The sequence below is a fragment of the Marinobacter guineae genome (assembly GCF_002744735.1).
Taxonomy (GTDB): Bacteria; Pseudomonadota; Gammaproteobacteria; order Pseudomonadales; family Oleiphilaceae; genus Marinobacter; species Marinobacter guineae.
The window spans coordinates 1-17511 of sequence record NZ_KZ319343.1 but is presented as its reverse complement, the minus strand read 5'-3'; the positions used below and the strand labels follow the sequence as shown (position 1 = coordinate 17511).

The following is a 17511-nucleotide window of genomic DNA, read 5'->3' as shown; positions in this document are numbered from 1 at the left end:
CGGTATTAGCCGAGGCTGATCTGAACGTCTACACCTGCTGCCAGGTCCAGCTTCATCAAAGCATCTACTGTCTTCTCCGTCGGCTCAACAATGTCGAGCAGACGCTTATGAGTACGAATTTCATATTGATCGCGCGCGTCTTTATTGACGTGCGGAGAAACCAATATTGTGTACTTTTCCTTCCGCGTCGGCAGAGGAATAGGCCCACGCACCTGAGCGCCGGTCCGCTTGGCGGTATCGACGATCTCCTGCGTGGACTGGTCGATAAGGCGATAATCAAACGCCTTCAACCGGATTCGAATTTTTTGGCTTTGCATGTTGCACCAAACTCCACTCGTAGCAGCTACTAGTTAGCCGACCTTCAAAAAAGGAGCCGCATTGTATGCATAATACCCAACCGTGTCAACTGCCATGCAGATTGACACGGTTGGGTAACATGTGCGGCTTTAACAGAAAAAGGGGCTGAAGTATCAGCCCCTTTTTCCTGGACCAAACGAGCGAATTACTCGATGATCTTGGAGACCACGCCGGCACCAACGGTACGGCCGCCTTCGCGAATCGCGAAGCGCAGACCATCTTCCATGGCAATCGGGTTGATCAGGGTAACACTCATCTTCACGTTGTCACCCGGCATAACCATTTCCACGCCTTCCGGCAGTTCACAGGAACCAGTTACGTCGGTCGTACGGAAGTAAAACTGCGGACGATAGCCCTTGAAGAACGGAGTATGACGGCCGCCCTCTTCTTTGGACAGTACGTACACTTCGCATTCGAACTTGGTGTGCGGCTTGATGGTGCCCGGCTTGCACAACACCTGACCACGCTCAACGTCGTCCCGCTTGGTACCACGCAGCAGAACACCAACGTTCTCACCAGCACGGCCTTCGTCCAGCAGCTTGCGGAACATCTCAACGCCGGTGCAGGTGGTCTTGACGGTATCCTTGATACCGACAATCTCGATTTCCTCACCAACTTTGATTACGCCACGCTCAACACGGCCGGTAACAACAGTACCACGACCGGAGATGGAGAATACGTCCTCAATCGGCATCAGGAACGGCTGATCAACCGCACGCTGAGGCTCAGGAATGTAGTCGTCCAGGGCTTCTACCAGCTTCTTGACCGCGGTAGTACCCATCTCATTGTCGTCCTTACCTTCCAGCGCCATCAGCGCGGAACCGGTAATGATCGGCGTGTCGTCACCCGGGAAGTCATACTGCTCCAGCAGTTCACGAACTTCCATCTCTACCAGCTCAAGCAGCTCTTCATCATCCACCATGTCCGCTTTGTTCAGGAACACAACGATGAAAGGAACGCCTACCTGACGGGACAGCAGGATGTGCTCGCGAGTCTGCGGCATGGGACCGTCAGCTGCGGAGACAACCAGGATGGCGCCGTCCATCTGAGCCGCACCGGTGATCATGTTCTTCACATAATCAGCGTGGCCCGGGCAGTCTACGTGAGCGTAGTGACGGGTCGGAGAATCGTACTCAACGTGAGAGGTCGCAATGGTAATACCACGCGCACGCTCTTCCGGTGCGTTATCGATCTGGTCAAACGCACGGCTTTCGCCTGAACCCCACACTTCATGACACACACGAGTCAGGGCTGCTGTCAGAGTGGTCTTGCCATGGTCAACGTGACCGATGGTGCCCACGTTCAAGTGCGGCTTATTACGCTCAAATTTTGATTTAGACACGGTTACACCTCTTCCTGTTTCTTAAGTCCTGGGGATCAACCCTTTTTAATGATCGCTTCGGCAATGTTCGAAGGAGCTTCCATATAGCGAGAGAACTCCATCGCATAAGACGCCCGACCCTGAGTTGCTGAACGCAGGTCAGTGGCGTAACCGAACATCTCCGACAACGGAACTTCTGCACGGATGACTTTACCCGAGGGGCCTTCATCCATACCCTGAATCAGGCCGCGACGACGGTTCAAATCACCGACGACATCACCCATGTATTCCTCAGGGCTGACGACTTCAACTTTCATGATCGGCTCGAGAAGCGCTGGACTGGCTTCCAGAGCACCTTTCTTCATCGCCATGGAGCCAGCGACTTTGAAAGCCATCTCGTTGGAGTCAACATCGTGATACGAGCCGTCATACAGGGTCGCCTTGATGCGCAGCAGCGGATAGCCGGCCAGACAGCCGTTCTGCATCTGCTCGGAAATACCCTGCTGAACTGCTGGGATGTATTCCTTGGGAACCACACCACCAACAATCTCGTTCACGAAGATAAAGTTTTCGCCTTCTTCATCATCCAGCGGCAGCGGCTCAAGCTTGATCTTGACGTGACCGTACTGACCACGACCACCAGACTGACGAACAAACTTGCCTTCGACGTCTACCGGCTTGCGGATACATTCACGATAAGCTACCTGCGGCTTGCCGATGTTGGCCTCAACCTTGAACTCGCGACGCATACGGTCAACGATGATATCCAGGTGAAGCTCACCCATACCGGAGATAATGGTCTGCCCGGATTCCTCGTCGGTACGTACCCGGAATGACGGATCTTCCTGGGCCAGCTTACCCAGCGCAACACCCATCTTCTCCTGGTCGGCCTTGGACTTCGGCTCAACTGCTACCGAAATTACCGGCTCCGGGAATTCCATACGCTCAAGGATGATCTTGTGGTTTTCGTCGCACAAGGTGTCACCGGTGGTCACACTCTTGAGGCCGATGGCCGCAGCGATATCACCCGCCAGAACCTCTTTGATCTCCTGGCGATCTTTGGAGTGCATCTGAACCATACGGCCGACACGCTCTTTCTTGCCCTTCACGGAGTTGTAAACCGCATTGCCGGATTCCAGCTTGCCCGAATACACCCGGAAGAAGGTCAGGGTGCCAACGAACGGGTCAGTCGCGATCTTGAAGGCAAGCGCGGCAAAAGGCGCATCGTCATCCGCCTGACGGGTTTCTTCGTTACCGTCTTCGTCCACCTCACCTCGGATAGCCTTGACTTCATCCGGAGCCGGAAGGAACTCGATAACGGAGTCGAGCACGGCCTGAACGCCCTTGTTCTTGAACGCAGAGCCGCAAGTAGCAACAACGATTTCGTTCGCCAGGGTGCGCATGCGCAACCCTTTCTTGATATCGTCGACGTTGAGCTCGCCCTCGTCGAGGTAACGCTCCATCAACTCTTCGTTCGCTTCAGCTGCTGCTTCCATCATCTGCTCACGATACATGGCAACTTCGTCGACCATTTCCTCGGGAACGTCTCGCTGATCGTAAGTAGCGCCGGAATCTTCTTCATTCCAGTAGATCGCCTTGTTACGGATCAGGTCGACGATGCCCGCGAAGTTGTCTTCGGAACCGATCGGCAGCTGAATGGGAACCGCGTTTGCACCCAGACGGGTCTTGATCTGGTCAACAACGCGCAGGAAGTTGGCACCAGCACGGTCCATCTTGTTGACAAACACCATGCGCGGCACTTCGTACTTGTTGGCCTGACGCCACACAGTCTCGGACTGGGGCTCAACACCAGAGGAGCCGCAGAACACAACAACCGCACCGTCGAGTACGCGCAGTGAGCGCTCTACTTCGATGGTAAAGTCAACGTGCCCCGGGGTATCGATGATGTTGATCCGATGCTCCGGATACTGCTTGTCCATGCCTTGCCAGAAACAGGTTGTCGCAGCTGAGGTAATGGTAATACCACGCTCCTGCTCCTGCTCCATCCAGTCCATGGTAGCCGCACCATCATGAACCTCACCGATTTTATGGGAAATGCCTGTGTAGAACAGGACCCGCTCGGTGGTTGTGGTTTTGCCCGCATCAACGTGCGCACAAATACCAATGTTTCTGTAACGCTTGATAGGAGTCTTGCGTGCCACTGTATAAACCTCGGCTGATTAGAAACGGAAGTGAGAGAACGCCTTGTTGGCTTCTGCCATGCGGTGAACATCTTCACGCTTCTTAACAGCGGAGCCTTTGCTGTCAGCGGCGTCCAGGATTTCACCAGCCAGACGCTGTGCCATGGACTTCTCACCGCGCTTCCGTGAAAATTCTACGAGCCAGCGCATGGCCAGCGCGTTCTGACGGGAAGGCCGTACTTCTACGGGCACCTGGTAGGTAGCACCACCCACACGACGGGACTTGACTTCGACCATCGGCTGGATGTTTTCCAGGGCCTTCTCGAACATGTCGATCGGCTCTTCCTTTGATTTCTCGGCAACAATGTCCAGGGCGCCGTAAACAATGCGCTCTGCAACGGATTTCTTGCCACTTTCCATCACGTGGTTGATGAATTTGGCCAGACGTGCACTGCCGAATTTGGGATCCGGGATAATTTCCCGTTTTGCTGCAACTCTTCTTCTAGGCATCGATAAGCCCTTATATATCTAAAAGGTCTTCAGGAACCCCTGAGATAGCAAACTGCTACTCAGCCTTACTCTTACCGTTCTGACAAGCAACGATAAAAGGCACCCGTCCGGGAGATCAGGACTTGGGTCGTTTTGTACCGTACTTGGAGCGGCCCTGTTTACGGCTCTGCACACCCTGGGTGTCCAGCGTTCCGCGAACAGTGTGATAGCGCACACCCGGAAGGTCTTTTACTCGACCGCCACGGATCAGCACGACACTGTGCTCCTGAAGGTTGTGACCTTCACCACCAATGTATGAGGAAACCTCGAAGCCGTTGGTCAGACGAACACGGCACACTTTACGCAGTGCTGAGTTCGGCTTCTTCGGCGTTGTGGTGTACACACGAGTGCAAACACCACGGCGCTGAGGGCAGGCCTGGAGAGCAGGAACATCGCTCTTGGCTACCTTGCGCTTACGAGGCTTACGCACCAACTGATTAATCGTTGCCATGTAAGCAAACTCCAAAAAACCATATCAATGAAACTTACCCCCTGTGCAGGGGGTAAAATTTAAGGGACGCAAGTGTAAGCCTGCGCCCCCGGACAGTCAAGACGACTGGTCTCTTTTTGACCACCTCTCGAGTAGGTAACTACCCGGAGGCGCCACACCGACCCAACTCAGCTTTCGCGGTTGAGCTCGGCGCTCAGAGCTTCTTCCACATCTGCCGCAGTCACGCCCTGCTCTTCCAGTTCGCGTTTGCGACGACGCTCGGCGTGGTAAGCCAGACCGGTACCTGCCGGAATCAATCGACCAACCACAACGTTTTCTTTCAGGCCGCGGAGGTAATCCCGCTTACCGGTAACCGCACCTTCGGTGAGTACCCGGGTGGTTTCCTGGAACGAAGCCGCTGAAATGAACGACTCGGTGGCCAGGGAAGCCTTGGTGATACCCAGCAGCAGACGCTCGAACCGTGCCGGCTCCTTGTCTGCCACATCGGCCTTTTCGTTTTCTTCCAGTACCTGGGTGATTTCCACCTGATCACCGGACAGCAGAGTCGTATCACCCGGATCGGTGATTTCGACCTTGCGCAGCATCTGACGAACGATAACCTCAATGTGTTTATCGTTGATGACAACGCCCTGCAGACGGTAAACGTCCTGGATTTCGTTGGTGATGTATTTCGCCAGCGCGACAACACCCAATAGACGCAGGATGTCATGCGGGTTGGACGGGCCATCCGAAATCACTTCACCCTTTTCAACGGTTTCGCCTTCGAACACGTTCATCTGACGATGCTTCGGAATAAGTACTTCGTAGACATCGCCATCTTTCGGCGTGATCACCAGACGCTTCTTACCCTTGGTCTCCTTGCCGAAGGACACCATGCCACTGATCTCGGCGAGGATAGACGACTCTTTCGGACGACGGGCCTCGAACAAATCGGCAACCCGCGGCAGACCACCGGTGATATCCCGCGTCTTGGAGCTTTCCTGAGGAATCCGGGCAACCACGTCACCGAGTTCGATCTTGGCGCCGTTCGCCATGGTAACCAGAGCGTTCGCGGGCAGGAAGAAGATTGCGGTGCCGCCACCCGGCAGCTCCACTTCTTCGCCTTTCGCATCAATCAACTGGATTGCAGGACGGATATCCTTGCCAGCCGCAGGACGCTCTTTCGGATCGATGACCTCCATGGTGGACAGGCCGGTCAGCTCATCGGTCTGGGTCCGGACGGTAATGCCCTGATCCATATTGACGAACCTTGCGGTACCTTCCGCTTCGGCGATGATCGGGTGAGTGTGTGGATCCCACTTGGCAACCGCAACACCGGCTTCAACCGTATCACCGTGCTTAACGGACAGTACGGCACCGTAGGGCAGCTTGTACCACTCACGCTCACGACCCTGGTCATCCGCGATGGCCAGTGCTGAGGAACGGGATACCACGACCAGCGAACCGTCGCTCTTTTCAATCGATTTCAGGTTGTGCAGGCGTACTTTACCACCATGCTTGACCTGGATGTTGTCAACCGCTGAAGCCCGGCTCGCAGCGCCACCAATGTGGAAGGTCCGCATGGTCAGCTGGGTGCCCGGCTCACCAATGGATTGGGCAGCAATAACGCCGACGGCCTCGCCTACGTTCACCCGGTGGCCACGGGCCAGATCGCGGCCGTAGCACTTCGAGCAGATGCCGTGACGGGTTTCACAGGTAATCGCGGAACGAACCCAGACTTCGTCGACACCGGCCTGCTCAAGGGACTCAACGGCTTTCTCGTCCAGCAGAGTGCCTGCCTCAACAACTGCGTTATCCTTGTCGGTCGGGGTGAACGCGGCACGGGCAGTAACACGACCCAGCACCCGGTCGCCCAGCGGCACAACAACGTCGCCGCCTTCGATATGCGGCGTCATCAACAGACCTTCGTCGGTACCGCAATCTTCCTCGGTAACAACGAGATCCTGGGAAACGTCAACCAGGCGACGAGTCAGGTAACCGGAGTTCGCAGTCTTCAGTGCGGTATCCGCCAGGCCTTTCCGCGCGCCGTGCGTCGAGATGAAGTACTGAAGTACGTTCAGACCCTCACGGAAGTTCGCTGTGATCGGTGTCTCGATGATGGAGCCGTCCGGCTTCGCCATCAGACCACGCATACCCGCCAACTGACGAATCTGGGCCGCGGAACCCCGGGCGCCGGAGTCGGCCATCATGTAGACGGAGTTGAAAGACTCCTGCATCTCGTACTCGCCGTCTTCACCCTTGACAGGTTGGCCGTCAGGACCAATCACCTGCTCCTTGGAAAGACGCTCCATCATGGCCTTGGACACTTTGTCGTTAGCCCGGGACCAGATGTCGATTACCTTGTTGTACTTTTCACCCTGGGTTAGCAGACCGGAAGCATACTGGGTTTCGATATCCTTCACTTCCGCGGAAGCCGCATCGACCAGTTCGTACTTCTCCGGCGGGATCTCGAAGTCATTGAAGCCAATAGATATGCCGGACACAGTCGCGTAGTGATAACCCATGTACATCAGCTGGTCAGCGAAGATAACGGTATCTTTCAGGCCAGCATCGCGGTAACAGGTGTTGATCAGGTTTGAGATTGCCTTCTTGACCATGGGCTTGTTCACCAGGTCATAAGACAGGCCATCCGGAACGATGTCGAACAACAGGGCGCGACCAACGGTGGTATCAACGATCTTGTACTCTTCAGTACGCTCACCGCTTTCGTGGATGGTCACTTCCTTCACGCGCACCTTGACGATGGCCTGGAGGTCGACCTTGCCGGCACCGTAGGCGCGATGCGCCTCTTTCACGTCGGCAAACACCATACCTTCCCCGACGGCGCTCTTGCGCTCACGGGTCATGTAATAAAGGCCAAGTACCACGTCCTGGGACGGCACGATGATCGGCTCGCCGTTGGCCGGAGACAGTACGTTGTTAGTGGACATCATCAACGCACGGGCTTCGAGCTGGGCTTCCAGGGTCAGCGGTACGTGTACCGCCATCTGGTCACCGTCAAAGTCGGCGTTGTAGGCCGCACAGACCAGCGGGTGCAGCTGGATTGCTTTACCTTCGATCAGAACCGGCTCGAACGCCTGGATACCCAGACGGTGCAGAGTCGGTGCGCGGTTCAGCATGATCGGGTGCTCACGGATGACTTCATCCAGGATATCCCAGACCACGCCTTCCTCTCGCTCGACCATCTTCTTGGCGGCCTTGATCGTGGTCGCTAGACCGCGGTGCTCCAGCTTGGAGAAAATGAACGGCTTGAACAGCTCAAGAGCCATCTTCTTGGGCAGACCACACTGGTGCAGACGCAGGTAGGGACCCACCACGATCACGGAACGACCGGAGTAGTCCACCCGCTTACCGAGCAGGTTCTGACGGAAACGACCCTGCTTACCCTTGATCATGTCGGCCAGGGATTTAAGCGGGCGCTTGTTGGTACCGGTGATGGCACGACCGCGACGGCCGTTGTCCAGCAGTGCATCCACAGCTTCCTGCAGCATGCGCTTTTCGTTGCGCACGATGATGTCCGGCGCGTTCAGCTCGAGCAGGCGCTTGAGGCGGTTGTTCCGGTTGATTACGCGACGGTACAGATCGTTCAGATCCGAAGTGGCAAAACGACCACCATCCAGCGGTACCAGCGGACGAAGATCCGGCGGCAGAACCGGCAGCACGGTCATTACCATGTCGCCTGGCTTGTTGCCGGAGTACAGGAACGCCTCAAGAATCTTCAGACGCTTGCTGAACTTCTTGATCTTGGTTTCAGAGTTTGTCTGGGGGATTTCTTCACGCAGGCCGTCAACTTCCGCCTGCAGGTCAATACCCTCCAGCAACTCCTTGACCGCTTCGGCACCCATGCGGGCGTCAAACTCGTCACCGAATTCTTCCAGGGCTTCGTAATACTGCTCGTCATTCAGCAGCTGCCCTTTCTCCAGGGTGGTCATCCCCGGCTCGATAACAATAAAGGATTCGAAGTACAGGACCCGCTCAATGTCGCGCAGGGTCATGTCCAGCATCAGCCCGATACGGGACGGCAGTGACTTCAGGAACCAGATGTGTGCCACCGGGCTGGCAAGCTCGATGTGGCCCATGCGCTCACGACGAACGCTGGCCAGAGCAACCTCAACACCACACTTCTCGCAGATGACACCGCGGTGTTTCAGACGCTTGTACTTGCCACACAGGCACTCATAGTCCTTGATCGGGCCGAAGATCTTGGCACAGAAAAGACCGTCACGCTCCGGCTTGAAGGTACGGTAGTTAATGGTCTCAGGCTTCTTCACTTCGCCAAAGGACCAGGAACGAATCATGTCAGGCGACGCCAGACCAATTCGGATGGCGTCAAATTCCTTGCTTTGGTTCTGGCTCTTGAGAAGATTCAGCAAATCTTTCATCAGTAAAAGCTCCGGATGGCGTTAATCTCGGGCGGGCACAGGTCGTGCCCGCTCACGCTGCCAAAAACAATTCGGCTCACTCGGATTCCAGCTCGATGTCGATACCCAACGAGCGGATTTCCTTGACAAGAACGTTGAAGGATTCGGGCATGCCCGGCTCCATACGATGATCGCCATCGACAATGTTCTTGTACATCTTGGTCCGACCATTTACGTCATCAGACTTGACGGTGAGCATCTCCTGCAGCGTATAGGCTGCACCGTAGGCTTCAAGAGCCCACACTTCCATCTCACCGAAGCGCTGGCCACCGAACTGCGCCTTACCACCCAGCGGCTGCTGGGTAACCAGGCTGTAGGACCCGGTGGAACGAGCGTGCATCTTGTCGTCGATCAGGTGGTTCAGTTTCAGGATGTACATATAACCAACCGTCACCGGGCGATCGAACATATCACCGGTCCGACCATCGTACAGCATGGTCTGGCCAGTGGTGCTCAGCCCCGCCAGTTCAAGCATCCGCTTGACCTCAGCTTCCTTGGCGCCGTCAAATACCGGTGTCGCCATGGGTACGCCGCCACGCAGGTTGTGGCACATCTCCAGGATTTCCTTGTCATTCAGGGAATCCAGGTCCACCTTGAACACCTCGTCCGAATGATTGTAGATCTCATCCAGAAGCTTGCGTAATTCCGCCACCTTGCGCTGCTCGTCCAGCATCTGACTGATTCTCTCACCCAGACCCTTGGCCGCTGCACCCAGATGGGTCTCAAGCACCTGACCTACGTTCATCCGCGACGGAACACCCAGCGGGTTCAAAACGATGTCGACGGTATTACCATGCTCATCGTACGGCATGTCCTCAATCGGCATAACCGCAGAGATAACACCCTTGTTACCATGGCGGCCGGCCATCTTGTCACCCGGCTGGATACGACGCTTGATCGCCAGGTATACCTTGACGATTTTCAGCACGCCCGGAGCCAGATCATCACCCTGCTGAAGCTTGCCTTTCTTGTCATCAAAGCGTGCTTCGTGCTCTTTCTTGCGATCTTCCAGACCCTGCTCGGACTTCTCCAGCAGCTCGTTCAGGCTCTCGTCTTTCATCCGGAGCTTGAACCAGTCGGAACGCGGCAGCTCGGCCAGGTAGCCTTCCTCAAGGGTCGCGCCCTTCTTAAGGCCCGGACCGCTGATCACTTCCTGACCGTTGAGGGCACTCATCAGGCGCTCGAAGGTGGCACCTTCAACAATGCGGTATTCGTCCTTCAGATCCTTTCGATACTGATCCAGCTGTTCCTTTTCGATGTACTGGGCACGCTGGTCTTTCTCGATACCGTCACGGGTAAATACCTGAACATCGATGACCGTACCTCGGGTGCCGGTTGGCACCCGTGAGGAGGTGTCCTTAACGTCGGACGCCTTCTCACCGAAGATAGCCCTCAGGAGCTTTTCCTCTGGAGTCAGCTGGGTTTCGCCCTTCGGCGTTACCTTACCGACCAGGATATCGCCAGGCCCGACTTCCGCACCGATATACACAATGCCGGACTCGTCCAGCTTGGACAGCGCACTTTCACCAACGTTCGGAATATCCGCGGTAATTTCTTCGCTGCCCAGCTTGGTATCCCGAGCCACACAGGTCAGTTCCTGAATGTGGATGGTGGTCAGGCGATCTTCCTGAACCACTTTCTCGGAAATGAGGATGGAGTCCTCGAAGTTGTAACCGTTCCAGGGCATGAACGCGATTCGCATGTTCTGCCCCAGGGCCAGCTCACCCAGATCAACCGACGGACCGTCAGCCAGTACGTCACCGCGGGCAATAGCGTCGCCCTGGCGCACGATCGAGCGCTGGTTAATACAGGTGTTCTGGTTCGAACGGGTGTATTTGGTGAGGTTGTAGATATCCACACCGGCATCACCCGCTTCCGTTTCCTCGTTGTTAACACGAACCACGATACGGGCCGCATCAACACTCTCGATCACACCGCCGCGACGGGCCGTTACACAAACGCCGGAATCCTGAGCCACAGTGCGCTCAACACCGGTACCGACCAGCGGCACTTGCGAGCGCAGGGTCGGAACCGCCTGACGCTGCATGTTTGCACCCATCAGTGCGCGGTTGGCGTCGTCGTGCTCCAGGAACGGAATCAGTGACGCGGCCACCGACACCACCTGGCGCGGAGACACGTCCATGAAGTTGACGCTTTCCGGCGGCGTAACCGTGAATTCGTTCTGGTGACGCACGGTGACCAGCTCATCGGTCAGACGCTTGGACTTCTCGTCCATGGCAGCACTGGCCTGAGCGATCACGTAATTGCTTTCTTCAATGGCAGACAGGTACACCACTTCGTCGGTGACCACACCTTCCACCACTTTCCGGTACGGACTTTCAAGGAAGCCGTAGGAGTTGGAGCGGGCATAGGTCGCCAGCGAGTTGATCAGACCGATGTTCGGGCCTTCCGGTGTCTCGATTGGACATACGCGACCATAGTGGGTCGGGTGTACGTCGCGAACCTCGAAGCCTGCACGTTCACGGGTCAGACCGCCGGGGCCAAGGGCCGAGATGCGGCGCTTGTGAGTCACCTCGGACAGCGGGTTGTTCTGATCCATGAACTGGGACAACTGGCTGGAGCCAAAGAATTCTTTAACCGCTGCCGCTACGGGCTTGGCGTTGATCAGGTCCTGAGGCATCAGGCCTTCACTCTCGGCCAGGCTCAGACGCTCGCGAACGGCGCGCTCAACCCGCACCAGACCCACACGGAACTGGTTTTCGGCCATTTCGCCAACACAGCGGACGCGACGGTTACCCAGGTTATCGATGTCATCGACATTGCCCTGGCCGTTACGGATATCGATCAGGGTTTTGAGGACATCAATGATATCTTCGTGGGTCAGCGTGCCCTCTCCGGTGCTCTCCTCACGGCGCAGACGGCGGTTGAGCTTCATGCGGCCTACCGCTGACAGGTCATAGCGCTCTTCGGAGAAGAACAGGTTGTTGAACAGGTTCTCAGCCGACTCTTTGGTGGGCGGCTCGCCCGGGCGCATCATCCGGTAAATCTCGACCAGCGCTTCCAGCGGCGTGCGCGTCGGATCGATGCGCAGGGTGTCGGACATGAACGGACCGCAATCCAGATCGTTGGTGTAAAGGGTTTCGATCTCCGTAACACCGGCGTCCAGAATCTTGGTGATCAGCTCTTCGGTAAGCTCCGAGTTACACTCAACCAGCACTTCACCGCTGGCCTGATCGATCATGTCCTTGGCCAGGACACGGCCGTACAGGTACTCGGTCGGCACCTCAAGCTCATTAATGCCGGCTTTTTCCAGCTGCTTGATATGACGAGCGGTAATCCGGCGACCTTCCTCGACAATCACGTTACCGTCATTGTCCTTGATATCGAAGGTGGCAATATCACCCCGCAAACGGCTTGGCACCAGCTCCAGCTTGCACACTTCCGCGCCCAGGCTGAATTTACTGGTTTCAAAGAACATCTCAAGCATCTGCTCGGAGGTGTAGCCAAGTGACCGCAGCAGGATAGACGCCGGCAGCTTGCGACGACGATCGATACGAACGAACACGGAGTCCTTCGGATCAAACTCGAAGTCCAGCCACGAACCACGGTAAGGAATCACCCGGGCCGAATACAGCAGCTTGCCGGACGAATGGGTCTTACCCTTGTCATGGTCGAAGAACACACCCGGTGACCGGTGGAGCTGGGAAACAATAACGCGCTCGGTACCGTTGATAACGAAGGTACCGTTTTCGGTCATCAGGGGCATTTCGCCCATGTACACTTCCTGCTCTTTAATGTCCTTGATCGCCTTGTTGGACGATTCCTTATCGTAAATGATAAGGCGGACTTTCACCCGCAGCGGTGCTGCGTAGGTTACGCCCCTAAGCTGGCATTCCTTGACATCAAAAACCGGCTCGCCAATACGGTAACTCACGTATTCGAGTGCGGCATTGCCAGAATAACTGACAATCGGGAATACGGATTTGAATGCTGCGTGAAGACCGGTTTCCCGGCGGTCTTCAGGAGCGGCTTCCATTTGGAGGAAGTCCCTGAACGAATCCAGCTGAATAGACAGCAAATAGGGGACGTCCATCACGGAAGGCAATTTACTGAAATCTTTGCGAATCCGCTTTTTCTCGGTGTAGGAGTAAGTCATCTGCATTCCCCAGCTTTAGACCTGATACCTGGTATCAAGAAGCAACCATTGTTCTGCTTCGGGGCCGAATTGCTCGGCTTATCGCGCCGTCTTGAACAAGACTCTGGCTGTAGGTTATGGATCTGACATCAACCTGCAATTGCTCACCAGACTCTATAGCATATACAACAGAAAAAGGCCGGTGGCACAAAGCCACCAGCCTGTCCATGCTTATCGCACGGTTTCAATCAACAGCCGACTCTTACTTAAGCTCAACAGAAGCGCCTGCTTCCTCAAGCTTCTTCTTGGCTGCTTCAGCGTCGTCTTTGCTAGCTGCTTCCTTGATAACGGAAGGAGCGCTGTCGACCATTTCCTTAGCTTCTTTCAGACCCAGGCCGGTCAGTTCACGAACGGCCTTGATAACGTTTACTTTCTTCTCACCAGGACCGGTAAGTACAACGTCGAACTCGGTCTGCTCTTCAGCGGCAGCTTCGCCACCACCAGCAGCGGCCGGCGCAGCAGCAACAGCTGCAGCGGCAGACACACCGAATTTCTCTTCCATTGCTTCAACCAGCGCAACAACGTCCATTACGCTCATTTCTGCAATTGCGTTCAAAATGTCTTCGTTAGACAGAGCCATGACTTTCTCCCAAAAATATAAAAATGGTGTTCAACAGAATCAAGCAGCTTCTTGCTTCTGGTCGCGAACTGCCGCTACAGCACGAGTCACTTTCGAAGGAACTTCGTTCAGTGTCCGTGCCAGCTTGGTGATCGGTGCCTGTGTTACAGCGGCCAGCATTGTCAGCGCTTCGTGACGTGTTGGCAGCTTGGCAAGACGGTCGATCTGGTCTGCACCCATCAGCTCTCCGCCGACGGCCAGTCCCTTGATCTCGAACGCCTCTTTCTCTTTGGCAAAATCCTTAAGCAGACGCGCTGCCGCGCCCGGATCTTCCATAGAGAATGCCAGAATGGTCGGACCAACCAGCGCTTCATCAATGCACTCGTACTCGGTACCGCGAATCGCGATCTTTGCCAGGTTGTTACGAACAACCTTCAGACGCACGTTTTCGGCACGAGCCTTGGCGCGAAGCGCCGTCATGTCACCAGAGGTAACACCACGGTAGTCAGCCAGAACCACAGACAGAGCACCACCGGCAGTCTCGTTGACTTCAGCGACGATCGCTTTCTTGTCTTCGAGTCTAATTGCCACTGGATTTCTCCTCGATTTCGCCGGGGATATCCCGGCAAACCCACATATACCCCTCACGGGGCTCCTAACGGTGTTTGGGTTCAGAGAGAACGTCTTCACACCGTCTGCGCAGGCGTTGCTTTAACCCTTGTGGCGCCTCCGGAAAACCAGATGCGCTTCGGGGGCCTGCGGTCTTTGACAGCCTTGGCTTCCGCCCAGACTACAAAGTGACTACCGCTCAGAGAATCAGATGTTCAGACCGCTCTGATCGATAGTCAGGCCAGGACCCATAGTCGAGGAAACGGTGATCTTCTTCAGATACACACCTTTCGCCGACGAGGGCTTGGCCTTTTTCAGATCTGCCACCAGAGCCTCAAGGTTCTCCTTGATGTTCTCGGCAGAAAATTCAACGTTACCCAGCGGGGCATGGATAATGCCGTTTTTGTCGGTGCGGTAACGAACCTGACCTGCCTTGGCGTTTTTGACCGCAGTCTCAACGTCAGGAGTCACAGTACCCACCTTCGGATTCGGCATCAGGCCACGGGGACCCAGGATCTGACCCAGCTGACCTACAACACGCATGGCATCCGGAGTGGCGATAACCACGTCGAAGTCCATGTTGCCTTTTTTAACTTCGTCCGCCAGATCATCCATACCGACAATATCTGCACCGGCAGCTGTCGCTTTCTCGGCATTGGCGCCCTGGGTAAAGACGGCAACCCGGACAGTCTTGCCGGTGCCGTGTGGCAGAACAGTGCTGCTACGAACAACCTGATCGGATTTACGTGCATCAACGCCCAGGTTTACAGCCACGTCTACAGACTCTTTGAACTTCACGTTCTGACCCAGCTCAACCAGCAGCGCAACTGCCTCATCAATCGAGTAGGAACGGGTAGAGTCTACCTTTTCACGAATAAGCTTCTGACGCTTGCTCAGCTTTGCCATGTTACAGGCCCTCCACGTTCAGGCCCATACTACGGGCAGTTCCTGCAATGGTACGCACCGCTGCGTCCATATCGGCAGCAGTCAGATCCGGCTCTTTGGTCTTGGCGATCTCTTCGAGCTGCTCACGGGTCACGGTACCAACCTTGTCGGTATTCGGACGGCCGGAGCCACTCTTGATACCAGCGGCCTTTTTGAGAAGAACCGGCGCAGGCGGAGTCTTGGTGATAAAGGTAAAGCTGCGATCACTGTAAACTGTGATAACAGTAGGAATCGGCAAGCCCGGTTCCATATCCTGGGTCTGAGCGTTAAACGCCTTACAGAACTCCATGATGTTTACGCCGCGCTGACCCAATGCAGGACCAACGGGGGGACTTGGGTTGGCCTTACCGGCAGCAACCTGAAGCTTGATATAGGCATCGATCTTCTTAGCCATGATACATCTCCTGTGGGTTCAGACGCCTTTCGGCTCCCCTTTAGTTACAACTGCAAAAAGCAGACACAAAAAGCCCGCGTCGCCATAGCGCGCGAGCTTTCAGCTTTCGTGTTGCCCGTCAGTCCTTCTCGACCTGCCCAAACTCCAGCTCTACCGGAGTTGAACGGCCAAAAATCAAAACGGCAACCTTGACACGACTCTTGTCGTAGTCAACTTCTTCTACAACGCCGTTGAAATCAGCAAAAGGCCCTTCAACGACACGAACAACTTCACCTGGCTCAAACAGGGTCTTGGGCTTGGGCTTGTCCGCACCACTCTCGACACGACGCAGAATTGCATCTGCCTCTTTCTCAGTGATGGGTGCCGGCTTATCTTTGGTACCACCAATAAAGCCCAGGACTCGCGGCGTATTTTTTACAAGGTGCCACGTTGCGTCGTCCATTTCCATCTGGACCAGTACGTACCCGGGATAGAATTTGCGCTCACTCTTGCGCTTCTTCCCTTCACGCATTTCGACGACTTCCTCGGTCGGAACCAGGATTTCGCCGAACCTGTCTTCCATGCCATCAAGAGCAACACGCTCTTTCAGAGTGCGCATTACTTGCTTTTCGAAGCCAGAATACGCATGAACGACGTACCAGCGCTTAGCCATTGCCCACTCCTGTTAGCCGATAAACCCGGCGACCAGCAAGCTGATCAGCGAATCCATACCCCACAACAACAGCGCAACGACCAGCACAAACACCACAACAATCGCAGTTGTCTGCACCAATTCGGGCCTGGTGGGCCATACCACTTTCCGGATCTCTACCCTCGCTTCCTTCAGCAGCGTCGCAAAACGACGACCACGATCAGTTTGAAGGGCAACAAGCGCCGCAACAATCGCGAGGCCTACAAGAGCCAGAACCCGATACAGCAGAGACTCGGCACTATAATACTGATTCCCCACCACACCGATGGCGATCAGAACGAAAACAACCAGCCACTTCACGAAATCGAAACGGCTGGTTGACTGAACGGCTTTTGACTCCATAGGAATCAACTTATGTATCCGGATGTTAAAAAATGGCAGGCCAGGAGGGAATCGAACCCCCAACCTGCGGTTTTGGAGACCGCTGCTCTGCCAATTGAGCTACTGGCCTGCACCGAAACAACTCAGCGCACTTACTCTCGAGTAACTTACTCGATGATCTTGGAGACCACGCCGGCACCAACGGTACGGCCGCCTTCGCGAATCGCGAAGCGCAGACCATCTTCCATGGCAATCGGGTTGATCAGGGTAACACTCATCTTCACGTTGTCACCCGGCATAACCATTTCCACGCCTTCCGGCAGTTCACAGGAACCAGTTACGTCGGTCGTACGGAAGTAAAACTGCGGACGATAGCCCTTGAAGAACGGAGTATGACGGCCGCCCTCTTCTTTGGACAGTACGTACACTTCGCACTCGAACTTGGTGTGCGGTTTGATGGAGCCCGGCACACACAGGACCTGACCACGCTCAACGTCGTCACGCTTGGTACCACGCAGCAGAACACCAACGTTCTCACCAGCACGGCCCTCGTCCAGCAGCTTGCGGAACATCTCAACGCCGGTGCAGGTGGTCTT

The 17511-nt window shown here is 55.6% G+C and carries 14 protein-coding genes and 1 tRNA gene; all 15 read right to left on the bottom strand.

Going from position 1 to position 17511, the window contains the following annotated elements; all coding sequences use genetic code 11:
* Positions 1-5: 5 nt before the first annotated feature.
* Positions 6-317, bottom strand: coding sequence for a 30S ribosomal protein S10 (rpsJ, locus tag CLH62_RS18790; protein WP_041341420.1), 312 nt, complete (start codon positions 315-317; stop codon positions 6-8).
* A gap of 185 nt (positions 318-502) precedes the next feature.
* Complete coding sequence (gene tuf / locus CLH62_RS18785) at positions 503-1699, bottom strand: elongation factor Tu (protein ID WP_099619741.1); 1197 nt, start codon at positions 1697-1699, stop codon at positions 503-505.
* 35 nt (positions 1700-1734) lie between these two features.
* On the bottom strand, positions 1735-3840 hold the full coding sequence (fusA, locus tag CLH62_RS18780) for an elongation factor G (protein ID WP_099619740.1): 2106 nt from the start codon (positions 3838-3840) through the stop codon (positions 1735-1737).
* A gap of 18 nt (positions 3841-3858) precedes the next feature.
* Positions 3859-4329: a 30S ribosomal protein S7 gene (rpsG, locus tag CLH62_RS18775; RefSeq protein WP_099619739.1), complete on the bottom strand. Its 471-nt coding sequence runs from the start codon at positions 4327-4329 to the stop codon at positions 3859-3861.
* A 115-nt stretch (positions 4330-4444) separates the two neighbouring features.
* On the bottom strand, positions 4445-4819 hold the full coding sequence (gene rpsL, locus CLH62_RS18770) for a 30S ribosomal protein S12 (RefSeq protein WP_044387678.1): 375 nt from the start codon (positions 4817-4819) through the stop codon (positions 4445-4447).
* Positions 4820-4986: 167 nt separating this feature from the next.
* Positions 4987-9201 carry a DNA-directed RNA polymerase subunit beta' gene (rpoC, locus tag CLH62_RS18765; RefSeq protein WP_099619738.1) on the bottom strand — a complete coding sequence of 1405 codons (4215 nt, stop codon included), beginning with the start codon at positions 9199-9201 and terminating at the stop codon, positions 4987-4989.
* Between the two features lie 76 nt (positions 9202-9277).
* Positions 9278-13357: a DNA-directed RNA polymerase subunit beta gene (gene rpoB / locus CLH62_RS18760; protein WP_099619870.1), complete on the bottom strand. Its 4080-nt coding sequence runs from the start codon at positions 13355-13357 to the stop codon at positions 9278-9280.
* Positions 13358-13598: 241 nt separating this feature from the next.
* On the bottom strand, positions 13599-13976 hold the full coding sequence (gene rplL / locus CLH62_RS18755) for a 50S ribosomal protein L7/L12 (RefSeq protein WP_099619737.1): 378 nt from the start codon (positions 13974-13976) through the stop codon (positions 13599-13601).
* 39 nt (positions 13977-14015) lie between these two features.
* Complete coding sequence (rplJ, locus tag CLH62_RS18750) at positions 14016-14546, bottom strand: 50S ribosomal protein L10 (protein WP_099619736.1); 531 nt, start codon at positions 14544-14546, stop codon at positions 14016-14018.
* Between the two features lie 225 nt (positions 14547-14771).
* Positions 14772-15470, bottom strand: a complete 699-nt coding sequence (rplA, locus tag CLH62_RS18745; RefSeq protein ID WP_099619735.1) for a 50S ribosomal protein L1 — start codon at positions 15468-15470, stop codon at positions 14772-14774.
* Position 15471: 1 nt separating this feature from the next.
* On the bottom strand, positions 15472-15903 hold the full coding sequence (gene rplK / locus CLH62_RS18740; RefSeq protein WP_099619734.1) for a 50S ribosomal protein L11: 432 nt from the start codon (positions 15901-15903) through the stop codon (positions 15472-15474).
* A 118-nt stretch (positions 15904-16021) separates the two neighbouring features.
* Positions 16022-16555, bottom strand: a complete 534-nt coding sequence (nusG, locus tag CLH62_RS18735) for a transcription termination/antitermination protein NusG (protein ID WP_099619733.1) — start codon at positions 16553-16555, stop codon at positions 16022-16024.
* A 12-nt stretch (positions 16556-16567) separates the two neighbouring features.
* Entirely contained in the window at positions 16568-16936 is a 369-nt protein-coding gene (gene secE / locus CLH62_RS18730; RefSeq protein WP_099619732.1) for a preprotein translocase subunit SecE, read from the bottom strand.
* Between the two features lie 33 nt (positions 16937-16969).
* Positions 16970-17045: transfer RNA gene (locus CLH62_RS18725), tRNA-Trp, on the bottom strand.
* A 37-nt stretch (positions 17046-17082) separates the two neighbouring features.
* Positions 17083-17511: EF-Tu C-terminal domain-related protein (locus CLH62_RS18720; RefSeq protein WP_265734815.1), on the bottom strand; the 429-nt coding region annotated here is incomplete at its 5' end.

Coding starts and splice junctions, on each gene's coding strand:
- rpsJ (WP_041341420.1), bottom strand. CDS start 317: ATGCAAAGCCAAAAAATTCGAATCCGGTTGAAGGCGTTTGATTATCGC.
- rpsG (WP_099619739.1), bottom strand. CDS start 4,329: ATGCCTAGAAGAAGAGTTGCAGCAAAACGGGAAATTATCCCGGATCCC.
- rpsL (WP_044387678.1), bottom strand. CDS start 4,819: ATGGCAACGATTAATCAGTTGGTGCGTAAGCCTCGTAAGCGCAAGGTA.
- rpoC (WP_099619738.1), bottom strand. CDS start 9,201: ATGAAAGATTTGCTGAATCTTCTCAAGAGCCAGAACCAAAGCAAGGAA.
- rpoB (WP_099619870.1), bottom strand. CDS start 13,357: ATGACTTACTCCTACACCGAGAAAAAGCGGATTCGCAAAGATTTCAGT.
- rplL (WP_099619737.1), bottom strand. CDS start 13,976: ATGGCTCTGTCTAACGAAGACATTTTGAACGCAATTGCAGAAATGAGC.
- rplA (WP_099619735.1), bottom strand. CDS start 15,470: ATGGCAAAGCTGAGCAAGCGTCAGAAGCTTATTCGTGAAAAGGTAGAC.
- rplK (WP_099619734.1), bottom strand. CDS start 15,903: ATGGCTAAGAAGATCGATGCCTATATCAAGCTTCAGGTTGCTGCCGGT.
- nusG (WP_099619733.1), bottom strand. CDS start 16,555: ATGGCTAAGCGCTGGTACGTCGTTCATGCGTATTCTGGCTTCGAAAAG.
- secE (WP_099619732.1), bottom strand. CDS start 16,936: ATGGAGTCAAAAGCCGTTCAGTCAACCAGCCGTTTCGATTTCGTGAAG.